We start from the raw sequence: 19,960 nt of genomic DNA, 5'->3' as shown, positions 1-19,960 counted from the left end.
TCAGGTGAAGAACGAGGCAAGACCAAATGAATAAAGAGATCCTGCTAGTCGCAGAAGCGGTTTCCAATGAGAAAGGCGTTCCGCGCGAGAAAATTTTTGAAGCGCTAGAAATCGCATTAGCTACTGCTACTAAGAAAAAATACGAAGGTGATATTGAAGTTCGTGTTGCAATTGATCGTAAAACCGGTCATTACGATACGTTCCGTCGTTGGATGGTTGTTGATGACCAGGGTGAAGCATTAGAAAACCCATACAGCGAAATTACCCTTGAAGCTGCACGTTTTGAAGACCCAGAAATTCAACCTGGCGAATTTATTGAAGATCAAATCGACTCTGTCGCTTTCGACCGCATTACAACACAAACAGCTAAGCAAGTCATTGTGCAAAAAGTACGAGAAGCTGAGCGTGCACAAATCGTTGAACAATTTATTGAACGTGAAGGCGAAATCGTTACTGGTGTTGTAAAGAAAAGCACCCGTGAGAGCGTGGTTGTCGATTTAGGTAATAATGCCGATGGCGTATTATTTAAAGAAGACTTAATCAGTCGTGAATCATTCCGCCCAGGTGACCGTGTACGTGCATTATTGTATGCCGTTCGTCCAGAAGCGCGTGGTGCTCAGTTATTTTTAACACGCAGTAAGCCTGATATGTTAATCGAGCTTTTCCGTGTAGAAGTGCCTGAAATTTACGACGAAATGATTGAAGTGATGGGTGCTGCTCGTGATCCAGGCGCTCGCGCGAAGATTGCTGTAAAATCAAATGACCGTCGCATCGACCCCATTGGCGCTTGTGTTGGTATGCGCGGTGCACGTGTTCAAGCTGTGTCAAACGAATTAGGTGGCGAACGTGTTGATATCGTGATGTGGGATGATAATCCTGCTCAATATGTGATCAATGCCATGGCGCCAGCCGACGTTGCGTCTATTATTGTGGACGAAGACAACCACTCTATGGACATTGCAGTTGAAGCAGACAGTTTAGCTCAAGCAATTGGTCGTAACGGCCAAAACGTACGTTTAGCCACTCAACTAACAGGTTGGGAACTTAACGTAATGACAGTAGAAGACATGAACAAGAAACACCAAGCCGAAAGCGCTAAGGTGATTGATTTGTTTGTTGCTTCGCTAGATGTAGATACAGATTTTGCAAGCGTATTAGCTGATGAAGGATTTACTTCACTTGAAGAAATTGCTTATGTGCCAGAATCTGAACTACTCGCAATAGAAGGCTTTGACGAAGGAATCGTCGCGGCATTACGTGAACGTGCAAAAGCGGCTATCTCAACAAGAGCATTAGCCACTGAAGAAGCGTTAGATGGTGCAGAGCCAAGTGATGATTTATTAGCATTGGAAGGATTAGAAAGACATTTAGCTTATGTTCTTGCGAGCAAAGGTGTAGTGACTTTAGAAGACTTGGCCGAGCAAGGTATTGACGATTTAATTGATATTGAAGAATTAACAGAAGAAAAAGCAGGTGAGCTTATTATGGCTGCCCGCAACATCTGTTGGTTTGGCGAAGAAGCATAAGTCGATCAACAGGGGGATTTAATTGATGGCAGATACAAGTGTAGAAAAATTAGCAGCAGAAGTGGGAAAATCGGTTGATCGACTAATCGAGCAGTTTTCAGATGCTGGTATTAAAAAGCAACAGAAAGACACCGTTTCAGAGCAAGAAAAGCAACAGCTTTTAGATTATCTGAAAAAACAGCACGGTGCAGATTCTGCACCGACTAAAATGACGCTTCAGCGTAAAACTGTGTCAACATTAAGTGTTGCAAGTACAGGCGGTCAGTCTAAAGACGTGAAAGTTGAAGTGCGTAAAAAACGTACTTTTGTTAAGCGTGATGATGCTGAATTAGCAAAACAAGCTGAGTTAGAAGCTCAAGCCAAAGCAAAAGCAGAAGCCGAAGCTAAGGCAAAAGCTGAGGCTGAAGCAAAAGCAGCAGCAGAAGCTAAAGCCAAAGCTGACGCCGAAGCGAAGAAAAAAGCAGAAGCAGAAGCCAAAGTGAAATCAGAAAAACCGAAAGCAGAGCCTAAAAAAGCGCCTAAAGCCGCTGATCCAGAAACGGCAGCAGCAAAAGCAGAAGCTGAGCGCTTAAAAGCAACTCAAGAAGCGGTATTAACCGAAAAGCAGAAAGAAGAAGCAGCTAAAGCGGCAGAAAAAGCACGCAAATTAGCTGAAGAAAACTCGAAGCGTTGGGCTGAAGAAGAACGTCAACGTTTAGATGCTGAAAAGAACAGCGATCACCACATCACAACGTCTAAAGTTGCTCGTGCAGCAGAAGACAGTTCTGATGCTGATGATGAAAAACGTGGTCGTCGTGCACGCAACAAAAACACCAATAAAAAACGTGGTGGTAAAGATGCACGTGATGGCCGTGAAAAACACATGCGTAATCGCAGTACCGCACCGCAATCGATGGCTCATGGTTTTAACAAGCCAGCAGCAGCAGTCACTCGCGATGTACGTATCGGTGAAACCGTAACCGTATCTGAACTTGCTCACTTAATGGCAATTAAAGCCACTGAGATCATCAAACAAATGATGAAAATGGGTTCAATGGTAACGATCAACCAAGTACTTGACCAAGAAACTGCTCAAATGGTTGCAGAAGAAATGGGTCACAAAGTGGTATTAATTCGTGAAAACGAATTAGAGCATCAAGTACTACAAGACCGTGATGATAACGTAATTCTAGAATCACGTGCGCCAGTTGTGACTATTATGGGGCACGTTGACCATGGTAAAACGTCACTACTTGACTACATTCGTCGCGCTAAAGTTGCCGATGGCGAAGCCGGTGGTATTACTCAGCACATTGGTGCATACCATGTTGAAACAGACAATGGCATGATTACTTTCCTTGATACCCCTGGTCACGCTGCGTTTACCTCGATGCGTGCTCGTGGTGCTAAGGCAACGGATATTGTTATTTTGGTTGTTGCTGCTGATGACGGCGTAATGCCGCAAACCATCGAAGCGATTCAACATGCTAAAGCTGGTAATGTGCCATTAATTGTTGCGGTTAACAAAATGGATAAGCCAGAAGCTGATCCAGAGCGTGTTAAGAGCGAACTTTCTCAGCATGGCGTGATGTCTGAAGATTGGGGTGGAGACAACATGTTTGTCCACTTGTCAGCTAAAACAGGTGACGGTGTTGATGAGTTGTTAGAAGGCATCTTACTACAAGCTGAAGTGTTAGAACTTAAAGCCGTACGCGATACAATGGCTGCTGGTGTGGTGATTGAGTCACAACTTGATAAAGGCCGTGGCCCTGTGGCAACTATCCTTGTTCAAGAAGGAACGTTACGCCAAGGTGATATCGTTTTATGTGGTTTAGAGTACGGCAAAATCCGTGCGATGAAAGACGAAAACGGTAAAGCAATTACTGAAGCGGGTCCATCTATTCCTGTAGAGATTTTAGGCCTTTCAGGTGTGCCGTCAGCGGGTGATGAAGCGACCGTTGTACGTGATGAGCGTAAAGCGCGCGAAGTCGCACTATATCGTCAAGGTAAGTTCCGTGACGTTAAGTTAGCTCGTCAGCAGAAGTCGAAACTAGAAAACATGTTTGCCAACATGGAAGAAGGCGAAGTACAAGAGCTGAACATCGTACTTAAAGCGGATGTACAAGGCTCACTAGAAGCAATTTGTGATTCATTAACTAAACTGTCTACTGACGAAGTTAAAGTGAACATCATTGCTCGTGGTGTCGGTGCATTAACTGAAACTGACGCAACACTTGCAGCGGCATCAAATGCTATTCTTGTTGGTTTTAACGTTCGTGCAGATGCTCAAGCGCGTAAGACTATCGAAACAGAAAGTGTTGACCTACGTTATTACAGCATCATCTATAATCTAATTGATGAAGTACGAGCTGCAATGACCGGTATGTTAGCACCTGAGTTCAAACAAGAGATTATTGGTCTTGCTGAAGTTCGTGACGTGTTTAAGTCGCCTAAACTGGGTGCTATTGCTGGTTGTATGGTTACCGAAGGCCTGGTTAAGCGCAGCGCGCCAATCCGTGTACTACGTGAAAACGTGGTTATCTTCGAAGGTGAACTTGAATCATTACGTCGCTTCAAAGACGATGCAACAGAAGTACGCAACGGTATGGAATGTGGTATCGGCGTGAAGAACTATAATGACGTACGTGTAGGAGACCAGATTGAGGTCTTTGAAACCGTCGAGATAGCTCGCACCTTATAAGAACCAAAACAGGGCGGCATTAGCCGCCCTTTTTGATTGTATACCCAACGTTATGGCATATCATCATGGCAAAAGAATTTAGTCGTACCCGCCGTATCGCTCAACAACTCCAGCAAGAACTTGCAATGGTGTTACAGCGCGATATGAAAGATCCACGTATAGGCTTTGTTACCGTAAACGACGTAGACGTTTCACGTGACTTAAGCTATGCAAAAGTTTTTGTAACCTTCTTTGAAGAAGATAACGAACTTGTTCAGCAAAAAGTTGATGCGCTAAGCGCAGCTGCACCTTATATTCGCACGTTAGTGGCGGGACGTATGAAATTACGTGTTATGCCTGAACTGCGCTTTGTTTATGACAGCTCTTTAGTAGAGGGCATGCGAATGTCTAACCTAGTCACGCAGGTCATTAATAAAGATAAAGCTAAGCAACAACAATTTGATCCACAGGCACCAGAAAGCAGCGAAGCTGTTGACGGTGACAAGGAGCAAGATTAATGGCTCGTCGCCCTAAAGGTCGCTTCATCGACGGAATCGTGTTACTCGATAAAGACACTGGCATGAGTTCTAACTTTGCTTTGCAACGTGTTAAGCGCATTTTTAACGCGAATAAAGCCGGTCATACTGGCGCGTTAGATCCATTAGCGACCGGAATGTTACCAATTTGCTTAGGCGAGGCGACTAAGTTTTCTCAACATCTCTTGGATGCTGATAAACGTTACCTTGTTACAGCAAAATTGGGTGAGCGTACTGACACCAGTGATTCCGACGGTGAAGTCGTCCAAACGCGTCCAGTTGAATTTACTCAGGCTTTTCTAGATGAAAAACTTGAGTTCTTTCGTGGAACGACCCAACAAATTCCGTCAATGTATTCCGCACTAAAATACCAAGGTCAGCCTTTGTATAAATATGCGCGTGAAGGCATTGAAGTACCGCGTGAATCGCGTCCGATAACGGTATTTGAACTTAATTTCATCAAGCTTGAAGGTGATGAGTTAACCTTAGACATACACTGCTCTAAAGGCACTTATATCCGCACTATTATCGATGATTTAGGTGAAATGCTTGGATGTGGTGCTCATGTGATTATGTTGCGCCGTACTCAAGTTGCAGACTATCCATATGAAAAAATGGTCAGCTTGGCAGAGCTAGAAGCATTGTTGGTCCAGGCTCAAGAGCAAGAGGTTGCCCCTAAAACCTTACTTGATCCTTTATTATTGCCTATGGATACCGCAGTGGCTAATTTCCCAGAAATTAACCTGCCTGATGCCATGCTGTACTACGTTATGCAAGGTCAAGCTATTCAAGCGTCGGGGTTAAAGCCTGATTGCTTAGTGCGGATTACAATTGGTGATGAACGTAAGTTTGTTGGCATTGGTATGATGAATGACGATGGTTTATTAGCGCCTAAGCGTCTTATTGTTATGCATGAAAGTGCACAGCAATCTTAACGACACAAATAGTTCGTTTTTTTGCGTTTTTTTATTGCGGTTGCAGGTTAATCTCGTTATTATACCGCGCTCGCTCTGGCTGAGTTAGTGATCGGCTAGAGATACATTTACTTTTTTGGAGATACACATGTCACTAAGTGCTGAAGCAAAAGCAAAAATTTTAGCTGAGTTTGGTCGCGGCGAAAACGATTCAGGTTCAACTGAAGTTCAAGTAGCTTTGTTAACTGCTCAAATTAACCACCTTCAAGGTCACTTTAAAGAGCACATCCATGATCACCACTCACGTCGTGGTCTATTACGCATGGTTAGCGCTCGTCGTAAGCTTACTGCTTACCTAAAGCGTACTGATGCAGATCGTTATGCTGATCTAATCAAGAAGTTAGGTTTACGTCGTTAATTCGATGTGTTGCTTAGTATCACTGGGCAACAAACCGTAAAAAAGGAGGCATTGGCCTCCTTTTTTATTGTCTTAAATTTAATGTGCCTAATACCCACTCACTCCAACCATTATCTGGTCATTCAGCGGGAGTCCTGAGCCTTCAAGGCAAGTAATAGGATAGTAGGCATAGCTGTTCTCGACAACTGCTCCTGCGTTGTTCTAGCTCCTGCATCCATGCAGTCGTACCTCAAAATGCTATTAGGCAGTATAGAATACACAGAAACCCGCCTTGCAGGAGGTCCTCAGACTGTCCATTTCTTTGTTGCATTGTGTCTTAAAAGGGAATAACCATTGTTTTAACAATGCACCTTAAACTGAACAGTCTGAGTGGCTCAGATTGGTGACATCATTAATGGAAATGGTATTATTTGTTTTGTCTAAACGTGCAGAATCTTGGCGGTATTGCTTGAAATAAACTGTTGCTCAAACTCTGCTAACGGTAATGGCTCACTAAAAAAGAACCCTTGGCCGATCACACAGTTGTTGTCTTTAAGCCACTGTAGTTGTTCTTCGTTTTCAATACCCTCAGCCACAATAGATAAATCTAATTGTTGCCCAAGCATCAAAATGGTTGATGCAATCGCACTGTCTTTTGGTAAGTCGCTCACAAAGGCTCTGTCGATTTTCATGGTAGTAATAGGCAGATGGCGCAAATAAGACAGCGAAGAGTAACCCGTGCCAAAATCGTCAACAGCGATACCAAATCCGGCAGTTTTAAGTTGTTCAAGCTTAATAATTGCCTGCTCGACATCATTCATTAATGATGTTTCAGTAATTTCAACTTCGAGTAATTCAGGGCTAATTTGGTAGCGAATGGCCAATTGCTTAATATCAGGAACTAAACTAGCATCGGCAAACTGTTGTGATGCGACATTAACAGCAATAGGAATGGCATAATTATATTTCCGCTGCCATTCACGGATAACCTTACAACTTTGCTCAATGACCCAGCGTCCGATTGGTATGATAATGCCCGTTTCTTCGGCTACTGGAATAAATGACATTGGACTAATCACTCGGCCATCTTTTTGCCAGCGTATTAGCGCTTCACACCCAACCACTTTATGAGTATTTAAGTCAAACTTAGGTTGGAAATACAGTAAAAACTCATTGTTTTTTAAGGCATCGTGTAATGAGGCTTCTGTGCGAAGTCTTACCGCTGCACGTTCGGTCATTTGTTGCTTAAAGAAAGACCACTGGTTTGACCCCGCAGCCTTTGCGCTGTACATGGCAATGTCTGCGTGGCGGATTAAATCTTCTGCAGTATCGCCATCTTCTGGATATATTGATATGCCAATCGACGCAGCGGGGTGGATAGCGTGTTCATTTAGTTGCACTGGCGCATTCAATTGAATCAGTAATTTGTCAACGAAGTCAGCGGCTTGAGCTGGGGTTTGGATTTCATCGGCCAAAATCACAAACTCATCACCGCCTAAACGAGCCACACTGCCTTTATCGCCGACCACGCGCTCTAATATGCGTGCTATACGGGCCAAAAACTGATCGCCAAGGGCATGTCCTAACGAGTCGTTGACATTTTTAAAACGGTCTAAATCGATAAATAATAGGCTAAAATTACGTTTATGTACTCGAGAGCGCTGAATGGTGACGTTTAAGGTTTCTAATAATAAGGTGCGATTTGGCAAACCGGTAAGTGGATCACGAGTCGCCATTTTGCGCAATTTGTTTTGAGTTTGGCTAAATTGCAATAATATTTGATTGAATTTACTGGTCACCAAGCCTAATTCATCGTCTTTATGGGCTGGCGACATGGGTAATAGATTTTCATCGGGTGAGTCTGGATCAATTTTATCAATAGCCTCACTGATTTGGGCTATTGGTTGGGTTAAAAATCGATGAAACACCACACTCAATACTAATGTGAGCAATAATGCTCTGGCTAAGGTGGCAATTAACCCAAGTTTAAGTTGACCAAATAGTTTGTTGGTCAGTTTTTGGGTATCGTAAAAAATAGTTAAGGTGCCGATAAGCTGTTGTTGTTGATTACTTTCAAAATAAAAAGGACGGTACAAAGGACGCGAGGTTTCTTTTAAGTCACCAAATAATCGTTGACTTAAACTCTCATAGGCTCCAAATGATTTGCTGGTTTGATTCGCTGTTGACACAAATCGTGAACCATCATCCAGTTCAATGACTGCAGAACCGACATTATCGACTTTTATGATCCCTTGTAGCGTTTGGCTAGCGAGCTTGTCATCGAGTGACCAAACTGCATTAGTGGTGGTTTGCTCAACCGAATTGAGTAACTCTTGCTGTGCCTCAGCTAATTGATTTTTGGTTGAGATAACTTGAATAGCGATTTCGACAATAAAAATAGCAACCGCAAAAAACAAAGCAGTAAATACCACTAAGTTAGTCTGTTTCCATGTTAAAGACTTAAAACTGGGGGTCATTTAGTATTCCATGTCGCATAAGTGACTAATTTTACGTTAATTATATTCTACTTGGTTTACGATAAACGCTAATGTTATTTGTGTTTTTTGCAGCCTATTTTAGGGTTAGTTATATCCTTTTGCCTTAAATCATAGATGCTTATCACTGTGCTAACTTTAGTCAAATTCAACACGATTGTCATTAACAATGTCGGTAAAACCCGCGCTGGGATAACTTATTTGCAACAAAAGCCGAACTCTCAATAACAAATCGATGATTATTGTCATGTTCTGCTGTAGGAAAATGATTATTTTAAATATTTTTCATTCTGTATATCGCGTCTATTTAACTATTCAAAGTAATTGAAGTATACTTGTGCGCGTAATTAAAGGTCATTAAATTAAGGAATGGGTCAAGTGAATCCAATTGTAAAGAGTTTTGAGTATGGTCAACATACCGTCACCTTAGAAACAGGTGTCATTGCACGTCAGGCAAATGCTGCAGTTTTAGCCAGCATGGGCGATACCACAGTACTAGTTACCGTAGTGGGTAAAAAAGAAGCCGATTTAAGTCGCGACTTTTTCCCATTAACAGTTAACTATCAAGAAAAAACATATGCAGCAGGTAAAATTCCTGGTGGTTTTTTCAAACGTGAAGGTCGTCCATCAGAAGATGAAACTTTGATTGCCCGTCTTATCGACCGTCCAATTCGTCCTTTATTCCCTAACGGTTTTAAAAACGAAGTTCAAGTTATCATCACTGTGGTTTCTGTTGATCCACAAATTGAGCCAGATATTATTTCAATGATTGGTACCTCAGCTGCGTTAGCTATTTCAGGTATTCCTTTCAATGGTCCTCTCGGTGCTGCTCGTGTGGGTTATATTAATAACGAATACGTGCTTAATCCAAGTGTAGAACAACTTGCTACAAGCGACTTAAACCTTGTTGTTGCAGGTACTCAAGCTGCAGTATTAATGGTTGAATCTGAAGCGAAATCGCTTGCTGAAGAAATCATGTTAGGCGCTGTGACTTATGGTCACGACCAACAACAAGTTGTTGTTAACGCCATTAGCGAATTTAAAGCTGAAGCGGGTAAGCCTACATGGGACTGGACTGCACCAGTTCAAGACCAAGACTTAGTGGCTAAAATTAAAGATCTTGCTGAAGCAGGATTAACTGACGCTTATCAAATTGAAGTTAAACAAGACCGTTATGTTCAAGTCGGTGTTGTTAAAGCTGCGGCAAAAGCGGCTCTTGTTGCTGAGAATGCAGATGTTGATTTACGTGAAGTCGACAACTTATTAGGTAGCTTAGAGAAGAAAGTGGTTCGTGGTCGTATTATCAGTGGTAAGCCACGTATTGACGGTCGTGAACCAGACATGATCCGTGCTCTTAACGTACTTGCTGGTGTGTTACCTCGCACACACGGTAGCGCATTATTTACCCGCGGTGAAACTCAGGCATTAGTGACTTGTACTTTAGGTACAGAACGTGATGCACAGAAAATTGACAGCATTATGGGTGAGCGCACTAACCGCTTCATGCTTCACTATAACTTCCCTCCGTATTCTGTTGGTGAAACAGGTATGGTTGGTTCACCTAAGCGCCGCGAAATCGGTCATGGTAAGTTAGCATGGCGTGGTATGAATGCTGTTATGCCTTCAGCTGAAGAATTTCCATACAGTGTTCGCGTCGTATCAGAAATTACTGAATCAAACGGTTCAAGCTCTATGGCTTCTGTTTGTGGTACATCTTTAGCATTAATGGATGCCGGTGTTCCAATTAAGTCTTCTGTTGCTGGTATTGCAATGGGTCTAGTGAAAGAAGGCGACGATTTTGTTGTACTTTCTGATATCTTAGGTGATGAAGATCATTTAGGTGATATGGACTTTAAAGTAGCCGGTACTCGTGATGGTATTACTGCATTGCAGATGGATATTAAGATTGAAGGTATCACGAAAGAAATCATGGATATTGCATTACAACAAGCTTATGGCGCTCGCGTTCATATCTTAAATGTAATGGACCAAGCGATTGGTTCGCACCGTGATGATATTTCTGATCACGCGCCGCGTATTACGACTATCAAGATTAATCCTGAAAAAATTCGTGATGTTATCGGTAAAGGTGGTGCGGTTATTCGTGCACTTACTGAAGAAACTGGCACTACGATTGAACTTGATGACGACGGTACAGTCAAAATTGCATCGTCTAACGGTGAAGCAACTAAAGAAGCGATTCGTCGTATTGAAGAAATCACTGCTGAAGTTGAAGTGGGCCGTATTTACAATGGTAAAGTTATCCGTATCGTCGATTTCGGTGCGTTTGTTAACATCCTTCCCGGTAAAGACGGTTTAGTACACATCTCGCAAATTAGCGATGAGCGTGTAGCTAATGTGTCAGATCACCTTCAAATGAACCAAGAAGTTGCTGTTAAGGTAATGGAAGTGGATCGCCAAGGTCGCGTAAGATTGTCAATTAAAGAAGCTCAGACTAAGGAAACTGCTGAGTAATTTAATTTTACGTGTTAAGTGACTTAAAAAGGAGATCATACGATCTCCTTTTTTTATGTTTATTAAAAATAATCTGTATGAGTCCATAGCTCTTAGATAAGCAGATTGCTATGATATTGAATATAAATAAAACCTGATAAGGTAATATGAATGGAATGTAAACTACGCACCACAGTCATTGCCGTTGCTGTCGGTGCAAGCATGTTGTTGTCAGGCTGTGCTGCAACGCAAGGCTCTAGTGATGATGTTGCAGGGCAAATGATTGTCGCGCCTGTCATGCCTGATTATAAAATGGAAGTGACTCTCGCTAAGCTAAATGAAGTATTAGCGACCATGGAGCTCACGGATGAACAGCGTGCACGTTTTCATTACGACCGCGGGGTTATCTACGACAGCGTCGGTTTACGTTTATTAGGTCGAATTGATTTCCATCAAGCTATTAAGCTTCAACCTGATTTAGCTGATGCGTATAATTTTTTAGGTATTTATTACACCCAAGAAGGCGAGTTTGAAAGTGCCTATGAGGCCTTTGATGGTGTATTAGAGTTATCTCCAGGTTACGATTATGCCTATCTAAATCGTGGTATCGCTCTGTACTATGGTGAGCGCTACCAGTTAGCGATAGAAGATATGCAAGCCTTTTTTGAACGAGACCCGACTGATGGTTATCGGGTGTTGTGGCTTTATTTAATGTCATCAGCAGTTGATAAGTCACAGGCTTTAGCTGATTTGGCGTTACAGCGTCAACAGCTAAACACTCAAGATTGGGCGAGTGTTTTGGTTGATTTTTATTTAGGTAAAATTAATCAAGAGCAAGTTTTTGCGGCTGCCAAAGTGGGCTTGTCACAACCGAAGGAATATGCTGAGCGTTTATGTGAAGCTTATTTCTATTTAGCAAAACACGCTGCTGCACAAGGCCAATACCAACAAGCTGCAAATTTTTATCGATTAACATTAGCGACAAATATTTACGATTTTGTTGAGCATCGTTACGCCAGAATCGAATTGGCAAAAATGAAAAACATGATCCAAAAGTCAGTTGCATTATCTGGCGAAGGTTAAACCGCACTTTGCCTAGCCAATTCTGTTGATAGGCGCTATAATTTGCGCCTTTTTTAGCGGCTAGTGCAAGGTTAACATGTCAGGCAACAACGTTGAGGTCGACAAGCGTCGTACCTTCGCCATCATTTCGCACCCCGATGCGGGTAAAACCACCATTACCGAAAAGGTACTTTTATTCGGACAAGCTTTACAAAAAGCCGGTACGGTTAAAGGTAAAAAGTCTGGGCAACATGCTAAGTCGGACTGGATGGAAATGGAAAAAGATCGTGGTATTTCTATCACGACTTCAGTTATGCAATTTCCTTACGGTGGCGCACTCGTCAACTTACTTGATACGCCTGGTCACGAAGATTTTTCGGAAGATACTTACCGCACTCTGACCGCTGTAGACTCTTGTTTAATGGTTATTGATTCCGCTAAAGGTGTTGAAGATCGAACCATTAAACTGATGGAAGTGACGCGATTACGCGATACTCCGATTGTGACCTTCATGAATAAATGTGACCGTGACATTCGTGATCCCATTGAGTTAATGGATGAAGTTGAAGACATTTTAAAAATGGCTTGTGCACCGATTACCTGGCCTATTGGCTCAGGCAAAGAATTTAAAGGTGTTTATCATATTCTGCGTGATGAAGTGATCTTATATCAAAGCGGTATGGGCCATACCATCCAAGAGAAACGCATTATTAAAGGGTTACATAACCCTGAACTCGATAAAGAACTGGGCGCTTATGCCACAGAGATCCGCGATGAAATGGAACTGGTTGCTGGAGCGTCGCATGAGTTTGACCAAGAAGCATTTTTAAAGGGTGAACTCACGCCTGTCTATTTTGGTACAGCATTAGGTAATTTTGGTGTTGACCATATTCTAGATGGTATCGTTGAGTGGGCACCTAAGCCATTGCCACGTGAAACGGATGCCCGTGAAGTACAACCCAATGAAGAAAAGTTCTCTGGGTTTATTTTTAAAATTCAAGCCAACATGGATCCTAAGCATCGTGACCGTGTAGCCTTTATGCGTATTTGCTCAGGTCGATATGAGCAAGGCATGAAAATGCACCATGTGCGAATTGGTAAAGATGTTAATGTGAGTGATGCATTGACCTTTATGGCGGGTGATCGTAATCGTGCCGAAGCAGCATACCCTGGTGATATCATTGGTTTGCATAACCACGGTACCATGCGCATTGGCGATACTTTCACTCAAGGTGAAAAGATACGTTTCACTGGAGTACCTAACTTTGCGCCAGAAATGTTTCGCCGTATTCGTTTAAAAGATCCCTTAAAACAAAAACAGTTACTCAAAGGCTTGGTGCAATTATCTGAAGAGGGGGCGGTTCAGGTGTTTAGGCCGATAGACTCGAATGATTTAATTGTTGGTGCTGTTGGTGTTCTGCAGTTTGAAGTGGTTGTTGGACGCTTAAAAAGCGAATATAACGTTGAAGCTATTTACGAGGGTATTAGTGTGAGTACTGCTCGTTGGGTTTATTGCAAAGATGAACGAAAGCTTGAAGAGTTTCGTCGAAAATGCAGTGCTAACCTTGCACTCGACGGTGGCGATAACTTAACTTATATTGCGCCAACAATGGTTAATTTAAACCTGTCTATGGAACGTTATCCTGACATTGAGTTTGCTAAGACCCGCGAACATTAATTTGTTACTCAACATGTTACTTTAGTGTTAAAAAGGTGGCTTTGGCCGCCTTTTTTTATGCATTTTAAGGGGAGCATCACAGTATTGATGACGTATTTCTGTATTTAAAAAGGCGCGTTTGTGTCGATATTGATATTAAAGTGACTGTGTTTGACAATATGTTGATACCTTTTGGGTTAAGTAGGTGATTAATGATCGATACCCATGCTCATCTTGATATGCCTGAGTTTGATGTTGATAGAGTGCAATTGGTTGCAGCGATGACTGCCCAAGGAATTACTTCTGTGATTATTCCTGGAGTGGCTGTGGACGCTTGGGATAAACAACTAGAAATTGCTGAAAAGTATCAATGGTATTTTTCTCTAGGGATCCACCCTTGGTATGTACCAGATGATATTGATGATGCCATTTGTAAGCTAGATGCCAAGTTAACGCAATATAGACAAAATAAGCATTTAGTTGCCGTGGGTGAATGTGGCTTAGATAAATTACATAATTGGTCTGATAAGCAACTGTTAATATTAGAGAAGCAATTAGAACTTGCCCAAAAATATCAATTACCAGTGATTTTACACGCGGTAAAAGCGCATCAAGAATTATTAGGATTGCTACGTGCAGCCAAGTTAAGCCGAGGAGGTGTAATCCATGGCTTTTACGGAAACAGTATTGTGGCTCAGCAATATATCGATCTCGGCTTTAAATTAGGGATTGGTGGATTATTGCTCAACCCTAGTGCCAAAAAGCTTCGGCAGGCCGTTGCTGAGTTGCCGTTAAATCATTTTTTGTTAGAAACAGATTCACCAAGCATGAGTCCTTTCGATGATGTTAATCAACGTAATACGCCTTTAACATTAACCAGAATTGTGTCCGAAATCTCATTTTTAAAGAAAAATGAAACTGTTTGTATATTAGAACAGTTGAATAAAAATGCTTTGCAACTGTTTGAGCTTTAATTGTTTTTTTTAAAACGAATTGTGTAAATTTGAGTTTTGTTGCCTAAGAGATTGAAATTAAACTCTAAAAAGTTGATCAAAACGACGCTTTTCGTTTCATGCTCAGTTATAATCATCAACGGAAATTAGGTGAGTTAACAACATTCAAAAAAACTGTTAACAAAAGGGTGATGATTAATGGATATTTTAATGAGTTTAGTAGGGGTGGTCACCCTACTTGCGATAGGTTTCTTACTATCAAATAATAAAAAAGCAATTAATGTACGTACCGTTGGTGGTGCTTTAGCAATTCAAGCATTCTTCGCCGGCTTCGTATTATATGTTCCAATCGGTAAAGATATTCTGAAAGGTGTTTCTGACGCTGTATCAAGTGTAATTAGTTATGCACAAAGTGGTATTAGCTTCTTATTTGGTGATTTAGCTAACTTTAAAGTTGGTTTTATTTTTGCCATTAACGTATTACCCGTCATTGTATTCTTCTCTTCTTTAATTGCAGTGCTTTACTACTTAGGCATCATGCAGTGGATCATCCGTATTATTGGTGGTGGTTTACAAAAAGCATTAGGCACAAGCCGTACAGAGTCTATGTCTGCTACAGCCAACATTTTCGTTGGTCAAACTGAAGCGCCTTTAGTTGTTCGTCCGTTCATTGCCACAATGACTCAGTCTGAATTATTCGCCATCATGGTTGGTGGTTTAGCATCTATTGCTGGTTCAGTTCTAGCGGGTTACGCGCAAATGGGTGTTCCAATTCAATACTTAGTTGCAGCGTCATTCATGGCAGCACCAGGTGGTCTATTAATGGCTAAACTGATGCACCCTGAAACTGAAACTGCGATCAACGAAATGGACGATTTACCTGAAGATCCTGATAAGCCAGCTAACGTATTAGACGCTGCAGCAGGTGGTGCTTCATCTGGTATGAGCCTAGCGATTAACGTTGGTGCAATGTTGATTGCATTCGTTGGCTTAATTGCCATGATCAACGGCATCATCGGTGGCGTAACAGGTTGGTTTGGTTTAGAGGGTATTACTCTAGAACTTATCCTTGGTTATATTTTCATGCCTTTAGCATTCTTAATCGGTGTACCTTGGAACGAAGCATTAGTTGCGGGTTCTTTCATCGGTCAAAAGATTGTTGTAAACGAATTTGTTGCTTACCTAAACTTTGCTCCATACCTAAAAGATGTTGCAGATGGCGGTATCCTAGTTGAAGCAACACAAGCTGTCATGACTGATCGTACTAAAGCGATTATCTCATTTGCACTGTGTGGATTCGCTAACTTATCTTCTATTGCAATCTTACTTGGTGGTTTAGGTGCTATGGCTCCTTCACGTCGCCATGACCTTGCAAAATTAGGTATCCGTGCTGTTTTCATTAGCTAACTTAATGAGCGCGACATTAGCCGGTTTATTCTTAGCTATCTAAGTTAAGAGTCTTGATAGGAGGTTTCTCCTATCACACTGGGTCTTTACACTTATAACGATAGAGACCCAGTGTAATAAGAACGTTGTTATTGATTTTTGTGTTAATCCACCATTTCCGATGTAACACGACAACTGATTGATGACTGCGAAAGAGGATGCTTTAAAACCGCTAGCTAGTCTCAATAAGTGTTGTTATCAATATGTAGACATTGTGTCGCGATATTGTTCACAGAATAGAATTTTGTATTCGTTTTTTATCGATTAATTGTTGTGATTTTTAGCATTAACGGTAAAATACGAGTGAATTAAAAAGAAGTGCTATCCAAGAAGATAGTTTAATAATATACATGGGGTTGATGATGAAAAATGTAAAAATGTTAGCTTTAGCGGGTGCAACAGTTGCTGCTATTTCTGGTAATGCTTTTGCTGCAGACCGTACAGACCTTCACGCTAGTGATTACAAGTGGTTACAGTTTAATGCTATGTACTCTATCGGTGAAAAGCCAGAAAATCCAGCATCTGGTGACCAACACAACTATTTAGAAATGGAGTTTGGTGGTCGTTCTGGTGTTGTTGATTTATATGGCTATGTAGATATATTCAATTTAGCTAACGAAACAACTGATAATGGTGACAAAAACCCAGGTTCAGGAACCAGTAAACTATTCATGAAGTTTGCTCCACGTTTCTCAATCGATGCTATTACTGGTAAAGATTTATCTTTTGGCCCAGTTCAAGAAGTTTATTTCTCTACACTTTTCAACTGGGATGGTCTTAACGGCGAAGGCGTTAACTCTACATTCTGGGGTGTTGGTGCAGACGTAAACGTACCTTGGTTAGGCAAAACTGGTATGAACCTTTATGGTTTATACGACATGAATAATAAAGAATGGAATGGTTATCAGTTCTCTGCTAACTGGTTCAAGCCTTTCCACTTCTTCGACAACAAGAGCTTCTTATCATTCCAAGGTTATATCGATTATCAGTTTGGTGCTGACGAAGACGAAACAGCATTCGTACCAACCACTTCAAGCGGTGGTAACATCTTCTTCGGTCTATACTGGCACTCTGACCGTTATGCACTTGGTTATGGCTTAAAAGGTTTCAAAGATGTTTACTTGTTAGAAGATGGTGCAGGTGCTTTAGCACTAGAATCTACAGGTTGGTCACACTATCTTTCTGCAACTTACAAGTTCTAATACTTGTTAACGTTGTGGTTATTGGAGCCGCAATTTGCGGCTCCAAATTTAAAACATAACAAAAACAAAAAAACATCCCAACTATAGAAATCGTTATCTAAAATTATTGTCCAAGTACCGTAGTTTTATATAAAGGTTTGTACTCTACAAAGTTTTATTTTCGCGCGCTAAAACGGATTTTTCGCGGAATGGTTGAAACAACTATCTTTGTTTTATCTTTTCCGGTCTTCAAGGATTCAAGTCGTGGTACTCGTTATCAGATTGAATACTTAGGTTAGTAAATATCACCTAGATTTACTGGCAATACTGAAGGCCCGGCCATAATAATAATCATATGCCTGCTACCTAGTGTTGCCTGAATAAAAATTTATCTACTTTGATTTTTCGTTTGGAGAGCAATTATGACTGATTTAAAAAAAGCGGCGCAACTTGGCATTTCTTTAATGGATTTAACCACATTAAATGACGATGACACCGATCAAAAAGTGATCGACTTGTGCCACAAAGCTAAATCACCTGCTGGCAATACTGCCGCTATCTGTATTTACCCACGTTTTATTCCTATTGCGCGTAAAACGCTAAATGAGCTTGACTGTGAAGACATCAAAATCGCCACAGTAACTAACTTCCCACACGGTAACTATGATATTGCTATTGCGGTATTAGAAACCCGCGCAGCAGTCGCTTATGGTGCTGATGAGGTTGATGTTGTATTCCCGTATCGCGCCTTAATGGAAGGTAATGAAACAGTAGGCTTTGAACTGGTTAAAGCCTGTAAAGAAGAATGTGGCGATGCAGCCATTCTTAAGGTCATCATTGAGTCTGGTGAGTTAAAAGATCCTGCGTTAATCCGTAAAGCGTCTGAAATTTCAATTGATGCAGGTGCAGACTTTATCAAAACATCAACAGGTAAAGTACCGGTTAATGCCACATTAGAAGCCGCTGAAATTATGTTAACCGTAATCAGTGAAAAAGACCGTAACGTTGGTTTTAAGCCAGCCGGTGGCGTACGCGATGCCGCTCAAACGGCTGAGTTTTTAGGCCTTGCAGCACGCATTTTAGGTGATGACTGGGTGACGCCTCAAACATTCCGTTTTGGCGCATCAAGCTTATTAAACAGCTTATTGCACACGTTAGAGTTGTCAGACGCGCCTAAGCCTACTTCAGGTTACTAATGACAATAGCCTAGCAGAGATCTGCTAGGCTTTATTTTCTCTTTAGGTGACGCATTAAGGTGTCATCTAAAGGCACTATCGTAAGATAGTATTCCTATATTAATGGCGATCCTAAAGGTGATGGGTTGCCTAAAAGGGGACGTATTATGTTTCTTGCTCAAGAGATCATCCGTAAAAAACGCAATGGCGATGCACTTAGCACAGCCGAAATCCAATTCTTTGTCGATGGCATTACTCGTAATACTGTATCTGAAGGTCAGATTGCGGCATTTGGTATGGCGGTTTATTTCCAAGACATGAATATGGATGAGCGTATTGCACTGACCACAGCCATGCGTGATTCTGGCACCGTATTAAACTGGGATGCATTACGTGCAGATGGTCCTATTATCGATAAACACAGTACAGGTGGCGTGGGTGATGTAATCAGCCTCATGCTTGGCCCAATGGCGGCAGCTTGTGGTGGTTATGTGCCCATGATTTCTGGACGTGGTTTAGGCCATACCGGCGGCACACTTGATAAATTTGATGCCATTCCTGGTTATCAAACCGAGCCTTCTAGCGAATTATTTCGTAAAGTTGTTAAAGACGCAGGTGTGGCTATTATCGGCCAAACGGGCGATCTCGTGCCAGCTGACAAACGTTTTTATTCTATTCGCGATAACACGGCTACCGTTGAATCTATTGGGCTTATTACCGCCTCGATCTTATCGAAAAAACTGGCAGCAGGTCTTGATGCGTTAGCGATGGATGTCAAAGTGGGAAGTGGTGCATTTATGCCGACTTACGAAGCTTCTGAAGAATTGGCCCGCAGTATTACCGCAGTAGCCAACGGTGCTGGCACTAAAACCACAGCGTTATTAACTGACATGAACCAAGTATTGGCTTCTTGTGCGGGTAATGCTGTTGAAGTCCGCGAAGCCATTCAATTTTTAACCGGCCAATACCGTAACCCACGTTTATATGCTGTCACTATGGGTTTATGTGCTGAAATGCTTGTTTTGGGTGGTATTGCACAAAACGAAGCCGACGCTCGCAATAAACTAAATACTGTATTAGATAATGGTAAAGCGGCTGAGGCATTTGCTAAAATGGTCTCTGGTTTAGGCGGTCCAACTGATTTTGTTGAGGCTTATGACAAGTATCTGCCTCATGCGAAGATTATTCGTCCAGTTTATGCCAATACTTCCGGCTTTGCTCACCACATGGATACCCGCGAACTTGGTTTAGCCGTCGTCACTTTAGGTGGTGGACGTCGTAAACCGGGTGATGCGCTCGATTACAGTGTCGGATTAACTCAAGTTTGCGCACTGGGTCAAGAAGTTAACCAAGATGTTCCGTTAGCGATGATCCATGCTCAATCTGAAGATGCCTTTGCTGAAGCTGCTGCGGCAGTCCAAAAAGCAATTGTGATTAGTGATAGCGCGCCAGAAAAGACGCCTGAAATATATCGCTACATTCGCGCTTCAGATTTATAAAGGAAA

At 41.9% G+C, this 19,960-nt stretch carries 13 protein-coding genes and 1 pseudogene; 13 read left to right on the top strand and 1 reads right to left on the bottom strand.

Annotation, left to right across the window (positions count from 1 at the left end; genetic code table 11):
• Positions 1-26 precede the first annotated feature (26 nt).
• The 5 genes from nusA to rpsO all read left to right on the top strand — a co-directional run bounded on the left by nusA (position 27) and on the right by rpsO (position 6,053).
• Entirely contained in the window at positions 27-1,526 is a 1,500-nt protein-coding gene (nusA, locus tag PQR79_RS06690; protein WP_238106922.1) for a transcription termination factor NusA, read from the top strand.
• Positions 1,527-1,551: 25 nt separating this feature from the next.
• Positions 1,552-4,206, top strand: coding sequence for a translation initiation factor IF-2 (gene infB, locus PQR79_RS06685; RefSeq protein ID WP_238106923.1), 2,655 nt, complete (start codon positions 1,552-1,554; stop codon positions 4,204-4,206).
• 65 nt (positions 4,207-4,271) lie between these two features.
• Positions 4,272-4,703, top strand: a complete 432-nt coding sequence (gene rbfA, locus PQR79_RS06680) for a 30S ribosome-binding factor RbfA (RefSeq protein ID WP_238106925.1) — start codon at positions 4,272-4,274, stop codon at positions 4,701-4,703.
• Positions 4,703-5,656 carry a tRNA pseudouridine(55) synthase TruB gene (gene truB / locus PQR79_RS06675; RefSeq protein ID WP_238106926.1) on the top strand — a complete coding sequence of 318 codons (954 nt, stop codon included), beginning with the start codon at positions 4,703-4,705 and terminating at the stop codon, positions 5,654-5,656. Before rbfA ends, truB begins: the two co-directional genes overlap by 1 nt.
• A 127-nt stretch (positions 5,657-5,783) precedes the next feature.
• Positions 5,784-6,053 carry a 30S ribosomal protein S15 gene (gene rpsO / locus PQR79_RS06670; protein ID WP_238106928.1) on the top strand — a complete coding sequence of 90 codons (270 nt, stop codon included), beginning with the start codon at positions 5,784-5,786 and terminating at the stop codon, positions 6,051-6,053.
• Between the two features lie 419 nt (positions 6,054-6,472).
• Here the strand turns inward: rpsO and PQR79_RS06665 are convergent, their stop codons facing one another.
• Positions 6,473-8,509, bottom strand: a complete 2,037-nt coding sequence (locus PQR79_RS06665) for a putative bifunctional diguanylate cyclase/phosphodiesterase (RefSeq protein ID WP_238106929.1) — start codon at positions 8,507-8,509, stop codon at positions 6,473-6,475.
• 396 nt (positions 8,510-8,905) lie between these two features.
• Between PQR79_RS06665 and pnp the strand changes: the two genes are divergently transcribed.
• From pnp to deoA, 8 genes and pseudogenes are all read left to right on the top strand, one after another.
• Positions 8,906-11,002, top strand: coding sequence for a polyribonucleotide nucleotidyltransferase (pnp, locus tag PQR79_RS06660; protein WP_238106931.1), 2,097 nt, complete (start codon positions 8,906-8,908; stop codon positions 11,000-11,002).
• 150 nt (positions 11,003-11,152) lie between these two features.
• Positions 11,153-12,064: a lipoprotein NlpI gene (gene nlpI, locus PQR79_RS06655; protein ID WP_238106932.1), complete on the top strand. Its 912-nt coding sequence runs from the start codon at positions 11,153-11,155 to the stop codon at positions 12,062-12,064.
• A gap of 76 nt (positions 12,065-12,140) precedes the next feature.
• The gene (prfC, locus tag PQR79_RS06650) at positions 12,141-13,721 is read left to right on the top strand and encodes a peptide chain release factor 3 (RefSeq protein WP_238106933.1); all 1,581 of its coding nucleotides are present in this window, start codon (positions 12,141-12,143) and stop codon (positions 13,719-13,721) included.
• Positions 13,722-13,912: 191 nt separating this feature from the next.
• Positions 13,913-14,674, top strand: coding sequence for a TatD family hydrolase (locus PQR79_RS06645; RefSeq protein ID WP_238106935.1), 762 nt, complete (start codon positions 13,913-13,915; stop codon positions 14,672-14,674).
• A 177-nt stretch (positions 14,675-14,851) separates the two neighbouring features.
• Positions 14,852-16,103, top strand: a pseudogene (locus PQR79_RS06640) (NupC/NupG family nucleoside CNT transporter).
• Between the two features lie 358 nt (positions 16,104-16,461).
• Positions 16,462-17,301: a nucleoside-specific channel-forming Tsx family protein gene (locus PQR79_RS06635; protein WP_238106937.1), complete on the top strand. Its 840-nt coding sequence runs from the start codon at positions 16,462-16,464 to the stop codon at positions 17,299-17,301.
• Positions 17,302-17,702: 401 nt separating this feature from the next.
• Positions 17,703-18,476, top strand: coding sequence for a deoxyribose-phosphate aldolase (deoC, locus tag PQR79_RS06630; RefSeq protein WP_238106938.1), 774 nt, complete (start codon positions 17,703-17,705; stop codon positions 18,474-18,476).
• A 146-nt stretch (positions 18,477-18,622) separates the two neighbouring features.
• On the top strand, positions 18,623-19,954 hold the full coding sequence (deoA, locus tag PQR79_RS06625) for a thymidine phosphorylase (protein ID WP_238106939.1): 1,332 nt from the start codon (positions 18,623-18,625) through the stop codon (positions 19,952-19,954).
• Positions 19,955-19,960 lie beyond the last annotated feature (6 nt).

This window comes from Shewanella metallivivens, from assembly GCF_028750675.1.
In the GTDB taxonomy this organism is placed as follows: Bacteria; Pseudomonadota; Gammaproteobacteria; order Enterobacterales; family Shewanellaceae; genus Shewanella; species Shewanella metallivivens.
This window is presented reverse-complemented; position numbering and strand designations above follow the sequence as displayed.

Excerpts from the sequence above, each read along its gene's own strand:
- rpsO (WP_238106928.1), top strand. The coding sequence starts at position 5,784 with ATGTCACTAAGTGCTGAAGCAAAAGCAAAAATTTTAGCTGAGTTTGGT.
- truB (WP_238106926.1), top strand. The coding sequence starts at position 4,703 with ATGGCTCGTCGCCCTAAAGGTCGCTTCATCGACGGAATCGTGTTACTC.
- nlpI (WP_238106932.1), top strand. The coding sequence starts at position 11,153 with ATGGAATGTAAACTACGCACCACAGTCATTGCCGTTGCTGTCGGTGCA.
- deoC (WP_238106938.1), top strand. The coding sequence starts at position 17,703 with ATGACTGATTTAAAAAAAGCGGCGCAACTTGGCATTTCTTTAATGGAT.
- rbfA (WP_238106925.1), top strand. The coding sequence starts at position 4,272 with ATGGCAAAAGAATTTAGTCGTACCCGCCGTATCGCTCAACAACTCCAG.
- PQR79_RS06635 (WP_238106937.1), top strand. The coding sequence starts at position 16,462 with ATGAAAAATGTAAAAATGTTAGCTTTAGCGGGTGCAACAGTTGCTGCT.
- PQR79_RS06665 (WP_238106929.1), bottom strand. The coding sequence starts at position 8,509 with ATGACCCCCAGTTTTAAGTCTTTAACATGGAAACAGACTAACTTAGTG.
- nusA (WP_238106922.1), top strand. The coding sequence starts at position 27 with ATGAATAAAGAGATCCTGCTAGTCGCAGAAGCGGTTTCCAATGAGAAA.
- infB (WP_238106923.1), top strand. The coding sequence starts at position 1,552 with ATGGCAGATACAAGTGTAGAAAAATTAGCAGCAGAAGTGGGAAAATCG.
- PQR79_RS06645 (WP_238106935.1), top strand. The coding sequence starts at position 13,913 with ATGATCGATACCCATGCTCATCTTGATATGCCTGAGTTTGATGTTGAT.
- deoA (WP_238106939.1), top strand. The coding sequence starts at position 18,623 with ATGTTTCTTGCTCAAGAGATCATCCGTAAAAAACGCAATGGCGATGCA.
- prfC (WP_238106933.1), top strand. The coding sequence starts at position 12,141 with ATGTCAGGCAACAACGTTGAGGTCGACAAGCGTCGTACCTTCGCCATC.